At 44.1% G+C, this 18,207-nt stretch carries 16 protein-coding genes and 1 pseudogene; 10 read left to right on the top strand and 7 right to left on the bottom strand.

Annotated elements, in window-relative coordinates:
- Positions 1–92: 92 nt before the first annotated feature.
- From FTV42_RS12765 to FTV42_RS12755, 3 genes are all read left to right on the top strand, one after another.
- Positions 93–1,463, top strand: coding sequence for a uracil-xanthine permease family protein (locus FTV42_RS12765; RefSeq protein ID WP_004281715.1), 1,371 nt, complete (start codon positions 93–95; stop codon positions 1,461–1,463).
- Between the two features lie 66 nt (positions 1,464–1,529).
- Positions 1,530–2,564 (top strand): methyltransferase, encoded by a 1,035-nt coding sequence (locus FTV42_RS12760; RefSeq protein ID WP_004645935.1) that lies wholly within the window; start codon positions 1,530–1,532, stop codon positions 2,562–2,564.
- On the top strand, positions 2,564–4,027 hold the full coding sequence (locus FTV42_RS12755; RefSeq protein ID WP_121980021.1) for an amino acid permease: 1,464 nt from the start codon (positions 2,564–2,566) through the stop codon (positions 4,025–4,027). The genes FTV42_RS12760 and FTV42_RS12755 overlap by 1 nt, the downstream gene beginning before the upstream one ends.
- A 52-nt stretch (positions 4,028–4,079) precedes the next feature.
- Here FTV42_RS12755 and FTV42_RS12750 read toward each other — a convergent pair whose 3' ends face one another.
- Together FTV42_RS12750 and omp38 are read right to left on the bottom strand one after the other, a co-directional pair.
- On the bottom strand, positions 4,080–4,613 hold the full coding sequence (locus FTV42_RS12750) for a cysteine peptidase family C39 domain-containing protein (protein ID WP_180038978.1): 534 nt from the start codon (positions 4,611–4,613) through the stop codon (positions 4,080–4,082).
- Positions 4,614–4,717: 104 nt separating this feature from the next.
- Positions 4,718–5,764: an outer membrane protein Omp38 gene (gene omp38 / locus FTV42_RS12745; protein ID WP_180038977.1), complete on the bottom strand. Its 1,047-nt coding sequence runs from the start codon at positions 5,762–5,764 to the stop codon at positions 4,718–4,720.
- Positions 5,765–6,139: 375 nt separating this feature from the next.
- Here omp38 and FTV42_RS12740 point away from each other — a divergent pair, with 375 nt between their 5' ends.
- The 3 genes from FTV42_RS12740 (at position 6,140) to FTV42_RS12730 (ending at position 8,631) form a co-directional block, all read left to right on the top strand.
- A complete protein-coding gene (locus FTV42_RS12740) occupies positions 6,140–6,661 on the top strand; it encodes a GspH/FimT family pseudopilin (protein ID WP_004645939.1) in 522 nt (173 codons plus the stop codon).
- A 111-nt stretch (positions 6,662–6,772) separates the two neighbouring features.
- On the top strand, positions 6,773–7,948 hold the full coding sequence (locus tag FTV42_RS12735) for a thiolase family protein (RefSeq protein WP_180038976.1): 1,176 nt from the start codon (positions 6,773–6,775) through the stop codon (positions 7,946–7,948).
- Between the two features lie 233 nt (positions 7,949–8,181).
- The gene (locus FTV42_RS12730) at positions 8,182–8,631 is read left to right on the top strand and encodes a VOC family protein (RefSeq protein WP_005252744.1); all 450 of its coding nucleotides are present in this window, start codon (positions 8,182–8,184) and stop codon (positions 8,629–8,631) included.
- 65 nt (positions 8,632–8,696) lie between these two features.
- Here FTV42_RS12730 and FTV42_RS12725 read toward each other — a convergent pair whose 3' ends face one another.
- The 3 genes from FTV42_RS12725 to FTV42_RS12715 all read right to left on the bottom strand — a co-directional run bounded on the left by FTV42_RS12725 (position 8,697) and on the right by FTV42_RS12715 (position 12,194).
- Positions 8,697–9,182, bottom strand: a complete 486-nt coding sequence (locus FTV42_RS12725; RefSeq protein ID WP_180038975.1) for a DUF934 domain-containing protein — start codon at positions 9,180–9,182, stop codon at positions 8,697–8,699.
- Positions 9,175–10,818 (bottom strand): nitrite/sulfite reductase, encoded by a 1,644-nt coding sequence (locus tag FTV42_RS12720; RefSeq protein WP_004281706.1) that lies wholly within the window; start codon positions 10,816–10,818, stop codon positions 9,175–9,177. The genes FTV42_RS12725 and FTV42_RS12720 overlap by 8 nt, the downstream gene beginning before the upstream one ends.
- Before the next feature lie 254 nt (positions 10,819–11,072).
- Positions 11,073–12,194 (bottom strand): CaiB/BaiF CoA-transferase family protein, encoded by a 1,122-nt coding sequence (locus tag FTV42_RS12715; RefSeq protein WP_180038974.1) that lies wholly within the window; start codon positions 12,192–12,194, stop codon positions 11,073–11,075.
- 213 nt (positions 12,195–12,407) lie between these two features.
- Between FTV42_RS12715 and FTV42_RS12710 the strand changes: the two genes are divergently transcribed.
- From FTV42_RS12710 to FTV42_RS12695, 4 genes are all read left to right on the top strand, one after another.
- Entirely contained in the window at positions 12,408–13,418 is a 1,011-nt protein-coding gene (locus FTV42_RS12710; RefSeq protein WP_004645946.1) for an AraC family transcriptional regulator, read from the top strand.
- A 197-nt stretch (positions 13,419–13,615) separates the two neighbouring features.
- On the top strand, positions 13,616–14,821 hold the full coding sequence (locus tag FTV42_RS12705) for an acetyl-CoA C-acetyltransferase (RefSeq protein ID WP_180038973.1): 1,206 nt from the start codon (positions 13,616–13,618) through the stop codon (positions 14,819–14,821).
- Positions 14,822–14,832: 11 nt separating this feature from the next.
- On the top strand, positions 14,833–16,968 hold the full coding sequence (locus FTV42_RS12700; RefSeq protein WP_180038972.1) for a 3-hydroxyacyl-CoA dehydrogenase NAD-binding domain-containing protein: 2,136 nt from the start codon (positions 14,833–14,835) through the stop codon (positions 16,966–16,968).
- Positions 16,969–17,131: 163 nt separating this feature from the next.
- A complete protein-coding gene (locus FTV42_RS12695; RefSeq protein WP_005266035.1) occupies positions 17,132–17,476 on the top strand; it encodes a hypothetical protein in 345 nt (114 codons plus the stop codon).
- A 69-nt stretch (positions 17,477–17,545) separates the two neighbouring features.
- Here FTV42_RS12695 and FTV42_RS12690 read toward each other — a convergent pair whose 3' ends face one another.
- Both FTV42_RS12690 and FTV42_RS17835 read right to left on the bottom strand, forming a co-directional pair.
- Positions 17,546–17,977, bottom strand: coding sequence for a GNAT family N-acetyltransferase (locus tag FTV42_RS12690; RefSeq protein ID WP_114541056.1), 432 nt, complete (start codon positions 17,975–17,977; stop codon positions 17,546–17,548).
- Positions 17,971–18,084, bottom strand: a pseudogene (locus tag FTV42_RS17835) (hypothetical protein); the annotation flags it as partial. The pseudogene FTV42_RS17835 and the gene FTV42_RS12690, both read right to left, overlap by 7 nt.
- Between the last annotated feature and the right edge of the window lie 123 nt (positions 18,085–18,207).

Genomic DNA, 18,207 nt, shown 5'->3' with positions numbered 1-18,207 from the left:
AACTTTTTTTGCTCCGTTGAGGCTTTTTTGATTTTGTAAAGACGTGTAACTCGATTAGAATAGCGCCACCCAGCCTTAATTTGCATTGACACATGTCTGATTTTAATCAATCTCCTCCTTCTAAAGATCAACTTGACCTGGTATATGGTCTGGAAGATCGACCAAAACCATTAATTGCTTTTTTAGCTGCATTCCAGCACTTACTGGCGATTATTGTCCCGATTGTGACCCCTGGCCTGCTGATTTGTTTGGCGCTCGGTGTTTCCAAAGAAGACACCAACATGATTTTGTCCATGTCCTTGGTGATCTCGGGTATCGCGACTTTTTTACAGTCTAAAAAAGTGGGGCCATTTGGTGCCGGTCTGCTGATTGTCCAAGGAACCAGCTTTAACTTCATCGGTCCAATTATTGGTATTGGTTCAGCCATGGTGGCTGCAGGCACACCTGTAGAAGCAGTCATGGCTTCTATTTTTGGTGTGGTGATTGCAGGTGCATTTATTGAAATGGGCGTGTCACAAATTCTGCCTTGGATCAAAAAACTGATTACACCGCTGGTGACCGGGATTGTCGTGCTGCTGATTGGTTTGACCTTAATTAAAGAAGGTTTAATCAGTATGGGCGGTGGTTATCAGGCCATGAGCGATAAAACTTTTGCCAATGCTGACAACCTGATCATGTCTTGTACCGTCTTGGCGTTGATTATTATTCTGAACCGTATCCGGATTACCTGGGTAAAAAGTTCTGCCATTTTGATCGCCCTAATCTGTGGTTATGTTCTGGCGGGCTTTATGGGGCATCTGGATTTCTCTGGTCTAAAAGATGCACCGTTGGTACAGATTCCAACCCCAATGCATTTCGGTTTAAGCTTCTCCTGGAGCCTGTTTATTCCGATGGCATTCATCTATCTGGTGACCTCTTTAGAAGCGATTGGTGATATCACTGCGACTTCAAAGCTTTCCAACCAGCCAGTTGATGGTCCAAAATGGATGCAGCGCATTAAAGGCGGTGTACTGGTAAATGGCGCGAATTCATTCCTTGCCGGTATTTTTAACACCTTCCCGAGTTCCGTATTTGCACAAAATAATGGCGTAATCCAGTTAACGGGCGTAGCAAGTCGTTATGTCGGTATCTGGATTGCTGCTTTGCTGGTTATTCTTGGTTTGCTGCCTGCAGTTGCTGGTATTATTCAGGCCGTTCCGCAAGCGGTACTGGGTGGTGCAGTGATGGTGATGTTTGGTGCAGTCGCAGCATCTGGTATTAACATTCTGTCTGGTGTCCATCTGGACCGTCGTGCCCTGCTGATTATTGCGATTTCACTGGCGCTGGGTTTAGGTGTTGCACAAGTTCCACAAATTCTTGAGCATCTTCCTGAGTTATTCCGTAATATCTTTAGCTCAGGCGTTGCTACTGGTGGTATCGCTGCCCTTATTCTGAATGTAGTACTTCCTGAAACAAAGAAGTAATTTCATGTCCAAAGAACACTGTCTAGGTCAGACTTAGGCAGTGTTCTTTATATTGGAGAGATACCTATGGATCCTAAAAGCGAAGTTTTATTAAGACAATATGATTTTTTGTCGGGTCGCATCCTACTGATTAATGCACCGACAGATGATCTACTCGCTGAATTCGATGCCTCTATCAATCCCGCTGTCTGGACATGGAATTTTAACGATTTTCAATATTTCCAGTCACAACAAGCAGATGTGCATTTTGGTGCAGAGATGCCTGAGGGTGAGTTTGATCAGGCGGTTATTTTTGTACCTAAGTCTAAAGAACTCTTAAATTACTTACTGCATAATGTGGCAGCGCAGCTTAAACCGGGTAGCAGTGTTTTCTTGGTCGGTGAAAAGAAAGGTGGGATAGAACGTGCAGCCAAACAGTTGCAGCCTTTTGGTAAGACACTCAAACTTGACAGCGCACGTCATTGCCAGCTGTGGCAATTGGTTCTAGACCATACGGTCGAGAAAAAAGCACTTGCAGACTGGGCGCAGCACTATACCGTATCTACACCAAATGGTGATCTGAATATTTGTGCACTTCCGGGCGTTTTTAGTCAAAACCGTTTGGATGTCGGTACTGCCACACTATTACCTTATTTGTCACAAGTCACTTCAGGTAAAATTGCTGACTTTGGCTGTGGCGCAGGCGTCATTAGTGCGTATCTGGCAAAATTAAATCCGAAAAACCGGATTTTTGCCATGGATGTCGATGCCTTTGCACTGGCTTCTACGCAAATGACCTTTGCAGAAAACCAGCTTACTCCTGAACAGATTGAAATCAAAGCGGTTACAGGCATTGAAGATGCACCCTTGTTCTTGCATGCCATCGTCAGTAATCCGCCTTTTCATATGGGAATCGAGACCGATTACACGGCAAGCGAAACCTTATGTAAAATCTCGCGCCGTCATTTAAAATCGGGCGGTGAGCTTTGGATCGTGGCCAACCGTTTCTTGAACTACCCGACCCTGATTGAACAAAACTTTGGTCGCTGTACAGTGAAAGCGGATCAACAAGGCTTTAAAGTGCTCTTCGCCAGCACTCAAAAAAATGTTAAGGAATCATGATGAGCGAAACGCAAAACACGATGCAGCTGCAGCGTAAGCTGGGTGCTCGTCATCTGAATATGATCGCCATTGGCGGATCAATTGGTACAGGTCTATTCCTGGCCTCAGGGGCGACCATTGCCAACGCTGGACCAGGCGGTGCACTACTTGCATATGTACTGATTGGGATCATGATTTATTTCTTGATGACCAGTCTAGGCGAGCTTGCCACACATAACCCGACCTCAGGTGCATTCTTCACTTACGGCACTAAATATGTCGAGGGTGGTTTTGGTTTCGCTCTGGGCTGGAACTACTGGTACAACTGGGCCATTACCGTAGCTTTTGAGCTGGTTGCCGTTCAGTTCATTATGAAATTCTGGTTTCCCGATATACCGGGCGTGTACTGGAGCGCCATTTTCCTTGCGATTATTTTCGGGATTAATGCCCTGACAGTAAAAGGCTTTGGCGAATCCGAATTTTTCTTTTCTCTGGTGAAAGTTCTCGCGATCATTGCCTTTATCATCATCGGAATCTGGATGATCGTGAAGATCATGCTCACCCCGGGTGCGGAAGCATTTGCCAACTGGAGCATTGGTGATGCACCCTTTGTCGGTGGTTTCCAGGCATTAATTGGCGTGGCCATGATTGCCGGATTCTCCTTTCAAGGTACCGAAATGGTCGGTGTTGCGGCAGGTGAATCAAAAGATCCAAAGAAAACTATTCCGGTGGCCATCAAACAGATTTTCTGGCGTATCCTTCTGTTTTATATTGTATGTATTTTCATTATCGGCACCTTGATTGCCTATAATGACCCACGTTTATTACAGGCCGCTGCAACAGATAATATTGCGCTTTCGCCATTCACCTTATTGTATGAAAAAGCCGGTTTTGCCTTTGCCGCCAGTATCATGAATGCGGTGATCTTGACCGCTATTCTATCTGCGGGTAATTCGGGCATGTATTCATCTACCCGTATGCTGTTTGATATGGCGCGTAAAGGTAGTGCACCTAAAATGTTTGCGCGTCTGGACCCGCGTGGTGTGCCAATGAATGCACTCTATGCCACGACTGCAATCGCAGCTCTCTGCTTTCTGACCACTTTCTTTGGTGAACAGGAAGTCTTTAACTGGCTGCTAAACATGTCAGGGATGTGTGGCTTTATTGTCTGGCTCGGGATTGCCATTTCCCATTACCGTTTCCGTAAAGGTTATTTGGCTCAAGGTTATAAACTGGAAGATCTGGCTTATCGCGCTAAATTCTTTCCTTTTGCTCCTTGGTTTGCATTTATCCTGTGTGCGATTGTTGTTCTCGGACAGAACTATCAGGATGTTTTGGCCGGTCAATGGATGGGTGTGTTATCGACCTATATCAGTATTCCGCTATTCCTAGCGATTTGGTTCGGCTACAAATGGAAGAAAAAAACCAAACTGGTCTCTTATCAAGAGATGGATGTGCAGCCGATGAAACTTGATCAGGAATAAAAAATTATTCATTAAAAAAATCAGCTTACGGGCTGATTTTTTATTTCTTGAATTAACTATGACGCATCACGAAATTGCGATCATCAATCACAATCACTTGCTGGCAAATTCCGTCTACCCGACGTTGCTGCTCAAATACCTCTTTAGGCATAGACTCAAAACTATCAAAGAAGCTAATTTCATTTTCATCAATTTCATATATCAGGGAATGATTCCCTACTCCCTCTAAGGTGTCATAGAACACAATCACAAAACGTCCTGCTTCTATATTTTCCTGAATTTCTGCATAAGACAATGGCTGTTCTATAACAGGAATATTTAAGCGATGTGCTTGTTGATAGAAATCGACTTCAATTGGCTGTTTATCTGCATCATGTTCAGTACAAAAATTGACATCCAAACCCAATGTCTTTAAAGCAACTGCAAGTGCGATGCTTGAGCTTCCCATTTCAGGGTCATGTTGACAGAGCTGAGTTAAATCAGGAATATTCAAATCAATGCCATAATGATGAAAAATCATCCATATTGCAAAAATTCCGCTATTGGCTTCCAGATTTTGCAAATCTTCAGGAATTTCGACACTCATATTTTTACTCAACGACATCTTAACAGGCTAAGTGTAGTCAAAATACAGACATAAAAAAAGCGACTCCAGAGAGTCGCCTTTTTTAATCAGTATTCAATAACGAATTATTGAGCTGGTTGTTCAGCTAAAACAGTACGGCTACCAGTAATCGTCGCGAATACACGACGGTTCATAGCACGACCTTCTTTAGTGTTGTTGTCAGCAATCGGTTGATCCCAAGCGAAACCTTGAGTAGACAAACGAGATGCATCTACGTTGTATTCGTTCACAAGTGAAGATTTAACAGAGTTAGCACGAGCTAGAGATAAACGTTCGTTTAATGCACGTGGACCAGTGTTGTCTGTGTGACCTTCGATGCGAGCAGTAGCATTTGGATATTCAACTAACTTCTCAGCAACTTTTGCGATTTCTGGTTTGTATTGATCTTTGATATTTGATTTGTTGGTATCAAAGAACACACGAAGTTCCATGTTCAGGTCTTCAGTCAATTCTTGTGGAGCTGGAGCAACCGGAGTTACAGGCTCAACTGGAGCAACTTCTACAACAGGAGCAGCTGGTTTCAAACGGCCACCTAGAACTACGTTAAGACCAGCAAGTGCTGTATAGTTCCAGAATTTTTCGTCAAAGTGGTAAGTACCACGAGCTTCAGTACGTAGCGCTAAGGCATCGTTGATGTGCCAGAATGCACCCACACCAGCATTACCTAGAGTACCTTCTTCTTCATTACCGCGAGTACCGCGTGGCACACCTTCAAATTCGTATTTGTAGTGACCCGCACCTAGAAGCATGTATGGCTTCACTTTGCTGTCATAGTTACCAGTAAATACGTCAGAAGTTGCGTAGAAGTTACCTGCAATATTTTGGCCTTTGTATTCTGCACCTTCAGCAGCACCGTCAACATCGCCCTTTACTTGGCTATATTCAGCTTCAAAACCTAACCAAGGAGTTAATTCAACACCAATAGCAGCACCTACGAATAAATCGTCTTGTAATTCAGGACTACTAGTAAGTTCGCCATCATTACCGTTATTGTTGTGCTGGGTGTCTTGGAATGTATAACCTAACATCAACGGAGTAACAGTTACGCCTGCATTTGCAGCAGCAAAAGGTGCAGCTACAAGCATAGCTAAAGCAATACGACTCATTTTCATGGATTTATCCTCCAGAGATAAAAATTGTTGTTCAAGCTCAAGCCCGCAATAGGCCATCCTGAGATAGGCTTTTTATTACCCCAGTTTTATTCTTAAGCTATTCACATGGCATCATACAAACACTTTATTATTTTTCCAAGTGCTTGATTAATTTAATCAAGTAAATTATTGACAAAATTACTTACAATTTCCGTTGTAATTCGGTAACTTTTTACTCAATTTTTTATTCTGAATACCCTATGGTGATTGCCAATTATTTTTTAATCACTTTCTTGAAACTTAAGTAAGGACTGATTACTCGGCTCCACAAAGCATAAAAAACGCATAATTAATAACATATTCCTCATAAAAATAATATATAAATCAGGTAACTCTATGTATAAAAAAATAACAACAGGCTTCACTTTTGTTGAACTCATTATCTGTATTGCAATGATTGCAATTTTAGCCAGTATCGCTCTACCGTACTTCCATGAGTATCGTTCCAGACAGGAAGCCAAACAGATTCCAATCAAATTATCTGCGGTTAATCGTTATGCACGCAGTCAGGCTGCTGTGTTTCACCAGAATATTGTGATCTGCCCCAGCCAGGACTCACTCAGCTGTCAACCCAATCAATGGAATAAAAATATACTGGTCTTTATTGATAAAAATAAAAACCGACAAGTCGATACAGGCGAACAAATTTTACATATTGATGCACTGAACCTCAAATACGGTAACTTAAGTTGGCGAGGAGCTTTAAGTTTATCGAGTGTCACTTATCAAGCGCACACTGCCTTGCCGATTGGTTCAAATGGTAGTTTTTATTATTGTTCTACCCATCTTTCTAACCAACAGCGTATTGTACTCAGCAAAATGGGGCATATCCGGATCGAAAGTCTCTCGTCTTGCTAACAGAACTATCCAGTTTATGCTTCTCTGCGTTTAACGCTTCAATCCTGAGTTTTTTCCAATATACTGCTTAAGTTTGAAAAAATTGATTAAAACTCATACGGAGAGAGAACAATGACTGACATCCTAATTGTCAATGGTGCACGTACAGCCATGGGTGGCTTTCAGGGGAGTCTTGCCAGTGTAACTGCGCCAGAACTCGGTGCGGTCACCATTAAAGAAGCAATTGCCCGTGCGGGTCTGCAACCAGCGGATATTGAAGAAGTCATTATGGGTTGTGTACTCCCGGCAGGTTTAAAGCAAGGGCCTGCACGTCAAGCGATGCGTCAAGCTGGTCTTCCAGATTCTACTGGTGCTGTGACCATTAATAAATTATGTGGTTCAGGCATGAAAGCCGTCATGCAGGCTGCTGACATGATTAAAGCAGGTTCTGCTGATATCGTGGTTGCCGGTGGTATGGAATCCATGACCAATGCGCCTTATGTATTGCAAAAAGCACGTAGCGGTTTCCGTATGGGTCACGGTGAAATCAAGGACCATATGTTTCTGGATGGCTTGGAAGATGCTGAAACAGGTCGTTTGATGGGTTCATTTGCCCAAGATATGGCAAATACCAAAGGCTATACCCGCGAGCAGATGGATGATTTTGCGATTCGCTCATTAAAGCGTGCGCAAACTGCGGTCAATGAAGGCTACTTTGCTGATGAAATCGTGCCTGTAACAGTTAAAAACCGTAAAGGCGATGTGGTTGTTGATAAAGATGAGCAACCATTTAATGCCAACATCGATAAAATTCCAACTTTACGTCCAGCGTTTGCTAAAGACGGTACGATTACGGCGGCTAATGCCAGCTCGATTTCAGATGGTGCATCAGCTTTAGTAATTACCTCGGCTGACAATGCAGCAGCAAAAGGTTTAAATCCTTTAGCCAAAATTGTGGCCTATGCATCGAATTCTCAACATCCATCTGAATTTACCATTGCTCCAGTCGGTGCAATCCAGAAAGTACTGGATAAAACCGGATGGACCGCTTCTGATGTCGACCTTTGGGAAATCAATGAAGCCTTTGCCATGGTCACCATGTGCCCAATGGATGAATTCAAGCTAGACCCTGAAAAAGTCAACATCAATGGTGGTGCATGTGCACTCGGTCATCCTGTGGGTTCAACCGGTTCACGTATTATCCTGACTTTGATTCATGCACTAAAACGTACCGGTGGAAAAAAAGGGATTGCAGCCCTGTGTATTGGTGGTGGTGAAGCGACAGCTGTGGCGATTGAATTACTTTAAAAGAAGTCTCCCTTTACTAAAGGTAAGCAGTATTACTGCGCAAGAGATAGATTGATGCATTGCTATAATTGAAAAATAATCCTCCCCTAACCCCTCCTTTATCAAAGGAGGGGGATTTTAAATCCCTTCACATGCAGGGATTTTTTATTCTTACATTTTGATAAAGTTTGCTCACACGCAATACCGCAAAGTGGCGTAGATTAAAACAAACAAAATAAAAAGGGAGCTCTCCCATGCAACTGAATCATTACCTCAATTTCCAAGGTCAGGCTGAAGCGGCCTTTAACTTTTATAAATCCGTTTTTGGCGGCGAATTTTCAAGCCTAAGTCGTTATGGTGAAATGCCACCCGAAGAAGGTGTCACACTGTCTGAAGCGGATAAAAATAAAATTCTACATATCTCACTTCCCATCAATGAGTTTACCGAACTGATGGCATCCGATACGAATGATCAATTTTGCGCGCAAACCAATACCGTGTTCACGCAAGGTAATAACCACTATATTTCAATTAACTTAGACGCAAGCGAACAAGCTGAAGCACAACGACTTTTTAATGCTTTATCGGTGAATGGTCAAATTGAGATGCCGCTAGAAAAAACCTTTTGGGGCGCACTTTATGCTGCCTTTAGCGATCAGTTTGGAATTCACTGGATGATCAACTGTCAACTTGAAGAAAGTTGAGAATTTTAATCAAGATATAAAAAAGCCGGAATCAATCCGGCTTTTTGACAGGAGCATAATTTAAATTATGCTCCTGTTTGATAATGTGCCTGTGCAACCGCAGTCGATGCCTGATACGGATTTTTGAAATCATTCAAACCGGCAGCGGCTTCCTGAATATCTTTACCTTCTTTAATTACGAAAGTATCGAAACCAGAACGCTTCATGTAATTCAGCACATCTTTGAACACGTCACCAGTGGCTCGTAGTTCACCTTGGAAACCCTGACGGCGAAGAAGTGCTGCAAATGAATAACCACGGCCATCATTAAAACCGGCAAACTCAATGAAGATTGCATCTAGCTGGTCCAGTGGAAATTCATGGTTTTCAGGAGAAGCATCGACAGTTAAGTACAATGCTTTTTTACCTGCCACATTGGTAATTTGATCTACCTGTTCAACAGTTAATACCACATCACCTTGGGGTAATACACCATCTTCACCAATCAATTGATAGGTATTGTCTGCAATCGTGCCATCTTTAGAGAGCACTTGAAGTGCGGTATTAAGCATATGCACGCTCCTTAAATGGTTGAATGCCGACACGGCGATAAGTATCGATAAACTCTTCACCATCCTGACGCAGGTCAAGATAAGTATTCAGAATTTCTTCTACGATATCCGGCACGACTTCGGCTGCAAATGATGGCCCAAGAATGTCACCAATCGAAGCATCATGATCGGCATTACCGCCTAAAGTGATCTGGTAGAACTCAGCGCCTTTCTTGTCTACACCCAAGATACCAATATTACCAACGTGGTGATGACCACAGGCATTCATACAACCTGAAATATTCAGATCCAGTTTACCTAGGTTATAAATCGTATCCAGATCATCAAAACGGCGGGAAATCGCTTCAGAAATCGGAATGGATTTCGCATTGGCCAATGAACAGAAGTCACCGCCTGGGCAGCAGATGATGTCGGTCAAGAAACCGATATGCGCACGTGCCAGGTTATTTTGGTCAAGGGTTTGCCATACAGCGAACAAATCTTTTTGTGGTACATCGACCAGGGAAATGTTTTGTTCATGCGTGGTACGCAGCTCACCGAAAGTGTACTGATCGGCAAGGTCTGCAATCAGGTTCATTTCTTCGGTGCTGACATCACCCGGTGCAATTCCGGCACGTTTCAGTGAAATCGTCACAATACGATAACCTTTCACTTTATGTGCATTGGTATTGATATTGAACCACTGTTTGAATTTCGGATATTGCGCGAACAATTCAGTGAAATCTTCATCTGCATAATCTTGATAATCGAATGGCGTGAAGTTCTCATCCATTTTTGCCAAAGTGTCTGCATCGATTTTCAGTGTTTTAATCGTATGCTCAAATTCAGCTTCAACTTTCTCGGCAAATACTGCTGGTGTTAAGGCTTTTACCAGAATCTTGATACGCGCTTTATATTTGTTGTCGCGACGGCCATGCAAGTTATACACACGAAGTACTGCTTCCAAATAAGCAATCAGGTCTTCACGTGGCAAGAACTCACGAATAAAGCTACCAATCACTGGCGTACGGCCGAGGCCACCACCGACTTTGATTTTATAGCCCATTTCGCCTGCTTCATTACGCACGATATACACACCGATATCGTGGAATGCAGTGGCTGCACGGTCAGTTTCTTCAAGCGCAGAGACTGCAATCTTGAATTTACGTGGCAAGAAAGCAAATTCCGGATGGAAGGTTGACCATTGACGGATCAATTCACAAGTCGGACGTGGATCGGCAATTTCACCTGCAACCACACCGGCATACTGATCCGTCGTCGTATTACGGATACAGTTACCTGAAGTCTGAATCGCATGCATTTGCACAGTGGCCAGTTCAGCCAGCATATCCGGCACATTTTCCAGCGCAGGCCAGTTAAACTGGATGTTTTGACGGGTCGAAATATGCGCGTAGCCACGGTCATATTCTTTTGCCAAATCAGCCACTTTACGAAGTTGTTTTGAGTTCATCAAACCATAAGGCACGGCAATACGTAACATTGGCGCATAACGCTGTACGTACAAACCATTTTGCAGACGAAGCGGACGATACTCATCTTCAGTGAGTTTACCGGCTAAATAACGTTCCGTTTGGTCACGGAACTGTGCAACACGTTCATTAATCAGTTGCTGATCAAAATCAGTATATAAATACATGGCGTACAGCTAGTAGTTTCTATTATATCGCCGGCAAGGATAACGAGATTAAAACTATCAATAAAATGCTTTTTATACATATTTCATAGCGGTTTTATTGATAAGCCTGACAAAGTTTCACGGATCTCGGTATTTACAGCACTGGATTAAATTTAAAGTAATAATGATGAAAATCTTCAATTATTATTACTTATTTTCATATAGGAAAAATTTCCTCTCATTTCATTAATAATCTAATTAACACGTTAAGAATATTACCAATTTTGACTTTCTCCCAATTGCTGTCCTACAAACTCATAGCGTATCGTAGAACGTGAAAATTTAATCGGACAAGCCAATTGTGCTTCGGTCTGCTGACTGCTGGATTTGAGTGGCACCTGTACTATCCATCCCCGCTGCTGAGCCAGATCAGAATGTAACGCTTCCTCAAGTCTGAGCACCGGTTCGACACAGACATCCAGCGCGGCAAACAGCATTTGCCATTCAGCTAATGACTTGGTCTTGATTTTATTCTGAATCGCCTGCTTCACCACAGCATGATCTTCAGCGGCATAAGAAGCGCCTTTGTCCAGGAGAATCGGCAGCTCTAAAGCCTGTGCCAGCCCCTGCATAAATGGTGGTTCCAGACTACCAATCGACAAATAACGTCCATCCTGAGTTTCATAATAATCATAGAAAGTTCCACCATTCAGATAGCCGGATTCTGGAGATTGATGCTGATTGCCAGCCAGACTGGCAGAAGCTGCCAGATTGCTCATCGTTACCACACAATCGGTCATGGAAATGTCAATATACTGGCCTTTGCCACTTTGTTGGCGTTCAATCACCGCGGCCAGAATCGCAATCACGGCATGCATGGAACCACCTGCAACATCGGCGACCTGAATTCCCAAGGCTGGTGGACCATTTTCAATCCGGCCACTGTGTCCGGCAATTCCGGACAAAGCCAGATAGTTAATGTCGTGCCCTGCCTTATCTTTATATGTGCCAGTTTGGCCGTAACCGGTAATGGAACAGTAAATCAATTTTGGATTAATTTCGCTTAAGGTTTGATAGTCTAGCCCAAGACGTTGCATTACACCGGGACGGAATTGCTCAATCACAATGTCATAATCTGCAATCTTGGATTTAACCAGTTCAATATTCGCAGGATCTTTCAAATCCAGTGCAACCGATTGCTTGTTTCGGTTCAAATAACTTTGTGAAGTGGCCTGTCCATTGGCAAAGGGTGGCATTAATCGCAACAGGTCCGGTCGGGTTGGTGATTCAATATGCACAACTTCTGCACCTAAATCAGCAAGATATAATGTGGCAAACGGGCCGGGTAAAAGTGTAGAAAAATCTAGGATTTTCAATCCTTTTAATACATATGACATTGGAGTATTTGCTCTACTTATATTGCTTTTTTCAGCATCTTAGGCACATAAATGCACAAAAACAATGTCATGTTCAGCCATTTACCTTGATAGTTTCGGCAATCTAATATGTAAGAAAATGGCAAAGGTATTCTTGTAAATTGCCATTGCTTTATTATTTTTCGTCATTTAGGTCAATTATTAGTGAACATTAAAGAGACTGAAGGATTAAACATGAGTCGTGATACGATCAGTATCCACTTCGTCAATGCTGCCTTATCTGGCGTTAAGCGTCTGGGCATGGATGTCGATACTTTATTGTCTCACGTCGGGATTGAAGCAGAACTGCTGCATCAGCCCAAAGCGCGTATTTCACCTGAACAATATACCCGCTTTATAAAAATGTTGTGGATGGTGACTCAGGACGAGCATGTCGGCTTTGACAAACAGCAACGCCGTCTGGGTACTTTTGCGATCATGTGCCAGCTCATTATTCATGCCAAAACTCTGGGTGATGCACTGGAACTGTCTTCCCAGTTCTACAAACTCTTTGGTGATGACTGGTCGGTGACTCTGGAACGCGACAAACACGAAGCACGTCTGGTTCCGCTGATTCCAAATGCAATGGATCCGGATCATTTCATTACTGAAAGCATGCTGATGATCTGGCATGGCTTGGCGTCTTGGCTCATTGAGCGTCGCCTGCCACTGGAACGCGTGCATTTTAGTTATCCACGTCCAGACCATGCCGATGAATATGATGCCCTGTTCTTTGCACCGGTGATGCAGTTCGACATGCCACGTACCGAAATCACTTTTGCTGCGGACTATCTGGACCTACCAATTCGCCAGAATGAAGAAACCCTGGAAGAATTTTTGAAAGCAGCGCCTGCCCAACTGCTGGTGAAATTCAAAAATACCAACTCATTGACTTCACGGATTCGTGATGTACTGAAGAGCCAGATTGGCGAAGAAATGCCGACATTAAACGATGTCGCATCGATGTTATATCTATCACCGCAAACCTTACGTCGCCGTCTGGCAGCCGAAGGCAAAAGCTATCAAGGTGTGAAAGATGCCCTGCGCCGTGATGCCGCAATTCATCTGTTACTTAATCCGGATCTAACCCTTGAAGATGTCGCACAACAGGTCGGTTTCAGTGAAACCAGTACCTTCCACCGTGCCTTCAAGAAATGGACCGGTGTAACCCCGGGTCTGTATCGTCAATTGCATGGCTATCATTAATCAAGTGATGCCGCAAAAGAGTATTTAATAATAAAACCAGTTCTCTCCGCCTAAGCATTAGCTTAGGCTTTTTTATAACTAAAATTGGCTAAATCGCTCAAATGATCTGATCCGTTCTCGTCATTGCACTTCAAAAATTAAGTATTACACTCGAGTCATTAGAATAAATTTCATCAAATCAATAAAAGGGACATGCTATGAGCGAGGCATATATTATTGACGCCATTCGTACGCCACGCGGAAAAGGCAAAAAAGATGGATCTTTACATCAGGTAAAACCCATTTCATTATTGACTGGCTTACTCAACGAACTTCAGGCTCGTCATCAGTTTGACACCGCAAAAGTAGATGATATCGTGCTTGGCTGTGTCACCCCGATAGGTGATCAAGGTGCCGATATTGCCAAGACCGCTGCCATTGCTGCGGGTTGGGACAATGATGTCGCTGGCGTGCAAATCAACCGTTTCTGCGCTTCCGGACTCGAAGCTGTCAATCTGGCCGCACAAAAAGTCCGTTCTGGCTGGGAAGATCTGGTCGTTGCAGGCGGCGTCGAATCCATGTCCCGCGTAGCGATGGGTTCTGATGGCGGCCCTTGGGCGCTTGACCCTGAGACCAATATGGCCTGTGACTTTATTCCGCAAGGTATCGGTGCAGATTTAATTGCCACGATTGACGGTTATAGCCGTGCAGAAGTAGACCAGTTTGCCGAACAATCACAAAAGAAAGCAGCTGCCGCTCAAGCCAATGGTTACTTCAACGCCTCTGTTATCCCGGTAAAAGATAAAGCCGGTGTAGTGATTCTGGATAAAGATGAATTCATCAAACCGATAACGACCGCTGAAGGCTTAGGTAAACTTAATCCAAGTTTCGCCACTATGGGGCAAATGGGCTTTGATGCCATCGCCCTGCAAAAGTATCCGGAAGTCGGTGCTGTCAATCATGTGCATCATGCCGGAAATTCTTCCGGAATTGTCGATGGTGCAGCTGTGGTTCTGATCGCATCGGAACAAGCGGTCAAAGAACAAGGACTAAAACCACGAGCCAAAGTACTGGCCACGGCGTTAGTCGGAGCCGATCCGACCATTATGCTGACCGGGCCTGCGCCGGCTGCACGTAAAGCTCTGGCTAAAGCCAGACTCACGATTGAGGATATTGACCTGTTTGAAGTCAATGAAGCCTTTGCTGCGGTGGTCATGCGATTTATTAGTGAACTCAATGTTGACCCGGCAAAAGTCAATGTCAACGGCGGTGCCATTGCCATGGGGCATCCACTCGGTGCGACTGGTGCCATGATTTTAGGTACACTTTTAGATGAGTTAGAACGCCAGGGCAAAAAACGTGGACTAGCTACACTTTGCGTGGGTGGCGGTATGGGCATCGCAACCATTATTGAACTGGTATAAGGAGAAAAATAATGAGCGCAATTCAATATCAAAAAAATGAAGATAATATTATTATTTTAACGTTTGATTCTCCAAACCAGTCTGCTAATACCATGAATGCCGACTTTCGTACGGCACTAGATGAAGTCGTTGTCCAGTTACAAGCAGATGAAGATATTGCCGGGATTATTTTCCGTTCAGCGAAAAAAACTTTCTTTGCTGGCGGCGATCTGGATGAACTGATTCAAGCCACTCCTGAGCATGCAACTGAATTCTTCAATATGATTGAAGAGATGAAAGCCAAACTACGCTATATCGAAACTCGCGGTATTCCTGTGGTTGCTGCACTGAATGGCACGGCGCTTGGCGGTGGCTGGGAAATTGCCCTGTGTGCCCATCATCGTATTGCCCTGAATGACCCTAAAAGCAAATTTGGCCTGCCTGAAGTCACACTGGGTTTATTACCAGGTGGCGGTGGTATCGTCCGTAGCATCCGCCTGCTCGGTCTGCAAAATGCCCTTCCTTTATTAATGGAAGGCAAACAATTTGGAGTCGATAAAGCTAAATCTTTAGGGCTGATTCATGAGGTCGCAGACAGTACCGATGAACTGTTGAAAAAGGCCATTGCCTGGATCAAAGCCAATCCAAAATCTCAGCAGCCATTCGATGTAAAAGGCTATAAAATTCCGGGTGGTAGCCCTTCGACACCAGCAGTTGCCCAGATGCTGGCAATTGCTCCGGCGATGCTGCGCGATAAAACCAAAGGCTGTTATCCTGCGCCTGAAGCGATCATGTCGGCTGCGGTAGAAGGTGCACAGGTCGATGTCGATACTGCCCTGACCATTGAATCGCGTTACTTTACTTATTTGGCGACCGGTCAAATTTCTAAAAATATGATTGGCACCTTCTGGCATGGTCTGAATGCAATCAAGTCCGGCGCCAGTCGCCCTCAAGGTCTTGAAAGGTGGAAAGCCACTAAAGTCGGTATTCTAGGTGCGGGTATGATGGGTGCTGGGATCGCCTACGCGACTGCCAGCACAGGCATTCCAGTAGTTCTGAAAGATATTTCATTAGAAGCGGCTGGAAAAGGCAAAGCCTATAGCCAGAAACTGCTGGATAAAAAAGTCGCTCAAGGGCGTTTATCAGCCGAGAAACGAGATCATGTTTTAAGCCTGATTCAAACAACTGCATCTAATGCAGATCTAGCCGGTTGCGACCTGATCATTGAAGCCGTATTTGAAAATCCCGCGCTCAAGACTCAAGTCACGCAAGAGGCAGAGCAATATCTTGCCAGCAACGGCGTAATGGCTTCGAATACCTCGACCCTGCCGATCACAGAATTAGCCCAGGCTTCAAAAAATGATCAGAACTTTATCGGCCTGCATTTCTTCAGTCCGGTCGATAAAATGCAGCTGGTGGAAATTATCAAAGGTAAAAATACCTCGGCAGAAACGCTGGCCAAAGCTTTCGATTTCGTGCAGCAAATTGGCAAATTACCGGTTGTGGTAAATGACAGCCGTGGTTTCTTTACCAGCCGCGTGTTTGGTACCTTTGTGCAGGAAGGTTTACGCCTGCTGGCAGAAGGTGTACATCCAGCGCGAATTGAAATGGCTGCACTCAAAGCCGGTATGCCGGTGGGCCCATTGGCAATTCAGGATGAAGTATCCTTGACCTTGTCTGAACATGTAGCCAATGAAAGATACAAAGCTTTAGAAGCACAAGGTCAGACCATCACTAAATCACCTGCGGATGACGTGATTCACAGCATGATTCACGAATTTAACCGTAAAGGTAAGGTTGCAGGCGCAGGTTTTTATGATTATCCGGCCGATGCAAAAAAGCAGCTCTGGTCTGGTCTCAGCCACTGGAAAAAAGACAACGATATTTCTGAACAGGAAATGATTGACCGCTTCCTGTTTGTACAGGCACTGGATACCGTACGTTGTCTGGAAGAAGGTGTCCTTGAATCTGTCGTCGATGCCAATGTGGGTTCTATTTTTGGTATTGGCTTTGCCGCCTGGACGGGCGGTGCTGTACAATTCCTGAATCAGTATGGACTGGCCAAAGCCGTGACCCGTGCCAAAGTACTTGAAAATAAGTATGGCGAACGCTTCAAAGCCCCACAACTCCTCAAAGATCGCGCAGCACATGCCCAGCCGATTCAATAGTGTGGCCACTTAAATAAAAAAGAGGAACGTGTTTCCTCTTTTTTTATCCTCTGGATTTGCTTCACGCACTGAACAGAGTCATGTGATGACAGATTTCGATCTGCTTTTTGATCAATTTATGTTATAAAGTTACATAAGTTTGGTATCCACGTGGGTAAAACCTATGACTGATCACAGTTCACCTGAAAAATCTCCTTGGGGTTGGAAAGCACTTATCATCTTCTGTATTTTAGGTGGATTATTCATGCTTATTTTTTGGCTCGCGATAAGTAATGAACCAGATTACATGCCAAGCCAGCAAAATAAACAGACGACCCAGCAACACGCTTTTAAAAATGCACCGACGATGTCTCCAGAAGCCATTGCCAAAGCGCAAGCAGATCGTGAAGCACGTGAAGCTGCCAATGGTCATCCAGGTACGACAGCCGCTGAACACAATATGTCAGCTGAAGAACATGCCAATATGGATAATGCCGAGCACAGCTCAAATGCAGCGCATGGCCACTAATTCAAATTCAGGCTATGCATCAAAAAGCGAGGTCAATGCCTCGCTTTTTTATATTTGAAGGGCTGAAAATTAAAGTTTTAAATACATATCAATATGCGGAATACCACAATCCAGATATTCCTCACCTTGAACTTCGAATCCCAGCGCTTGATAGAAGCCAATGGCGTGCACTTGCGAAGACAGCTTGACCAACCCACGCTGCTCGGCACGCGCATAGTCAATTACAGCCTGCATCAAGCGCTGACCAACACCTAAACCACGTGCTGTGGTTAGGACTGCAACCCGACCGATACTGTGATTTGACAATAAGCGTGCTGTAGCAATCGCCTGATCCTGCTGAAAAACAATGAAATGTACAGCAACCGCATCCTCAGCATCCCATTCATCTTCAGCTGCAATATGCTGTTCTTGAATAAACACGGCTTCACGAATCGCTTTGGCATGCGCTGCCAAATCCTTCCAGCTGCCGGACACTATTTTCAGTTCTGGACTATTTAGCATTTAGAACCAATTCCCTGCTGATCCCATTGATCATTAAGCAACAATTCCAGTGAATGTTTCTGGATCCCATACATCTCTTTTAGTGCCTGGATTTGTGCCAGAACTTTGATGTGTGCTGAATTAGCAGGAGACTTTCACTTGGGAGATTCTAGGCAGCTAACCGATAAAAGTCTTCTGCCATTTGATTTGGTGTCTTAAAATCCAAGCCTTTTTGAATTCTTCGCTGATTA

Source organism: Acinetobacter sp. YH16052, from assembly GCF_013417155.1.
Lineage (GTDB): Bacteria > Pseudomonadota > Gammaproteobacteria > Pseudomonadales > Moraxellaceae > Acinetobacter.
The sequence above is the reverse complement of the archived record's forward strand: the minus strand, read 5'-3'. Positions and strand labels throughout refer to the sequence as shown.

Coding starts and splice junctions, on each gene's coding strand:
- FTV42_RS12765 (WP_004281715.1), top strand. CDS start 93: ATGTCTGATTTTAATCAATCTCCTCCTTCTAAAGATCAACTTGACCTG.
- FTV42_RS12760 (WP_004645935.1), top strand. CDS start 1,530: ATGGATCCTAAAAGCGAAGTTTTATTAAGACAATATGATTTTTTGTCG.
- FTV42_RS12755 (WP_121980021.1), top strand. CDS start 2,564: ATGAGCGAAACGCAAAACACGATGCAGCTGCAGCGTAAGCTGGGTGCT.
- FTV42_RS12750 (WP_180038978.1), bottom strand. CDS start 4,613: ATGAGTGTCGAAATTCCTGAAGATTTGCAAAATCTGGAAGCCAATAGC.
- omp38 (WP_180038977.1), bottom strand. CDS start 5,764: ATGAAAATGAGTCGTATTGCTTTAGCTATGCTTGTAGCTGCACCTTTT.
- FTV42_RS12740 (WP_004645939.1), top strand. CDS start 6,140: ATGTATAAAAAAATAACAACAGGCTTCACTTTTGTTGAACTCATTATC.
- FTV42_RS12735 (WP_180038976.1), top strand. CDS start 6,773: ATGACTGACATCCTAATTGTCAATGGTGCACGTACAGCCATGGGTGGC.
- FTV42_RS12730 (WP_005252744.1), top strand. CDS start 8,182: ATGCAACTGAATCATTACCTCAATTTCCAAGGTCAGGCTGAAGCGGCC.
- FTV42_RS12725 (WP_180038975.1), bottom strand. CDS start 9,182: ATGCTTAATACCGCACTTCAAGTGCTCTCTAAAGATGGCACGATTGCA.
- FTV42_RS12720 (WP_004281706.1), bottom strand. CDS start 10,818: ATGTATTTATATACTGATTTTGATCAGCAACTGATTAATGAACGTGTT.
- FTV42_RS12715 (WP_180038974.1), bottom strand. CDS start 12,194: ATGTCATATGTATTAAAAGGATTGAAAATCCTAGATTTTTCTACACTT.
- FTV42_RS12710 (WP_004645946.1), top strand. CDS start 12,408: ATGAGTCGTGATACGATCAGTATCCACTTCGTCAATGCTGCCTTATCT.
- FTV42_RS12705 (WP_180038973.1), top strand. CDS start 13,616: ATGAGCGAGGCATATATTATTGACGCCATTCGTACGCCACGCGGAAAA.
- FTV42_RS12700 (WP_180038972.1), top strand. CDS start 14,833: ATGAGCGCAATTCAATATCAAAAAAATGAAGATAATATTATTATTTTA.
- FTV42_RS12695 (WP_005266035.1), top strand. CDS start 17,132: ATGACTGATCACAGTTCACCTGAAAAATCTCCTTGGGGTTGGAAAGCA.
- FTV42_RS12690 (WP_114541056.1), bottom strand. CDS start 17,977: ATGCTAAATAGTCCAGAACTGAAAATAGTGTCCGGCAGCTGGAAGGAT.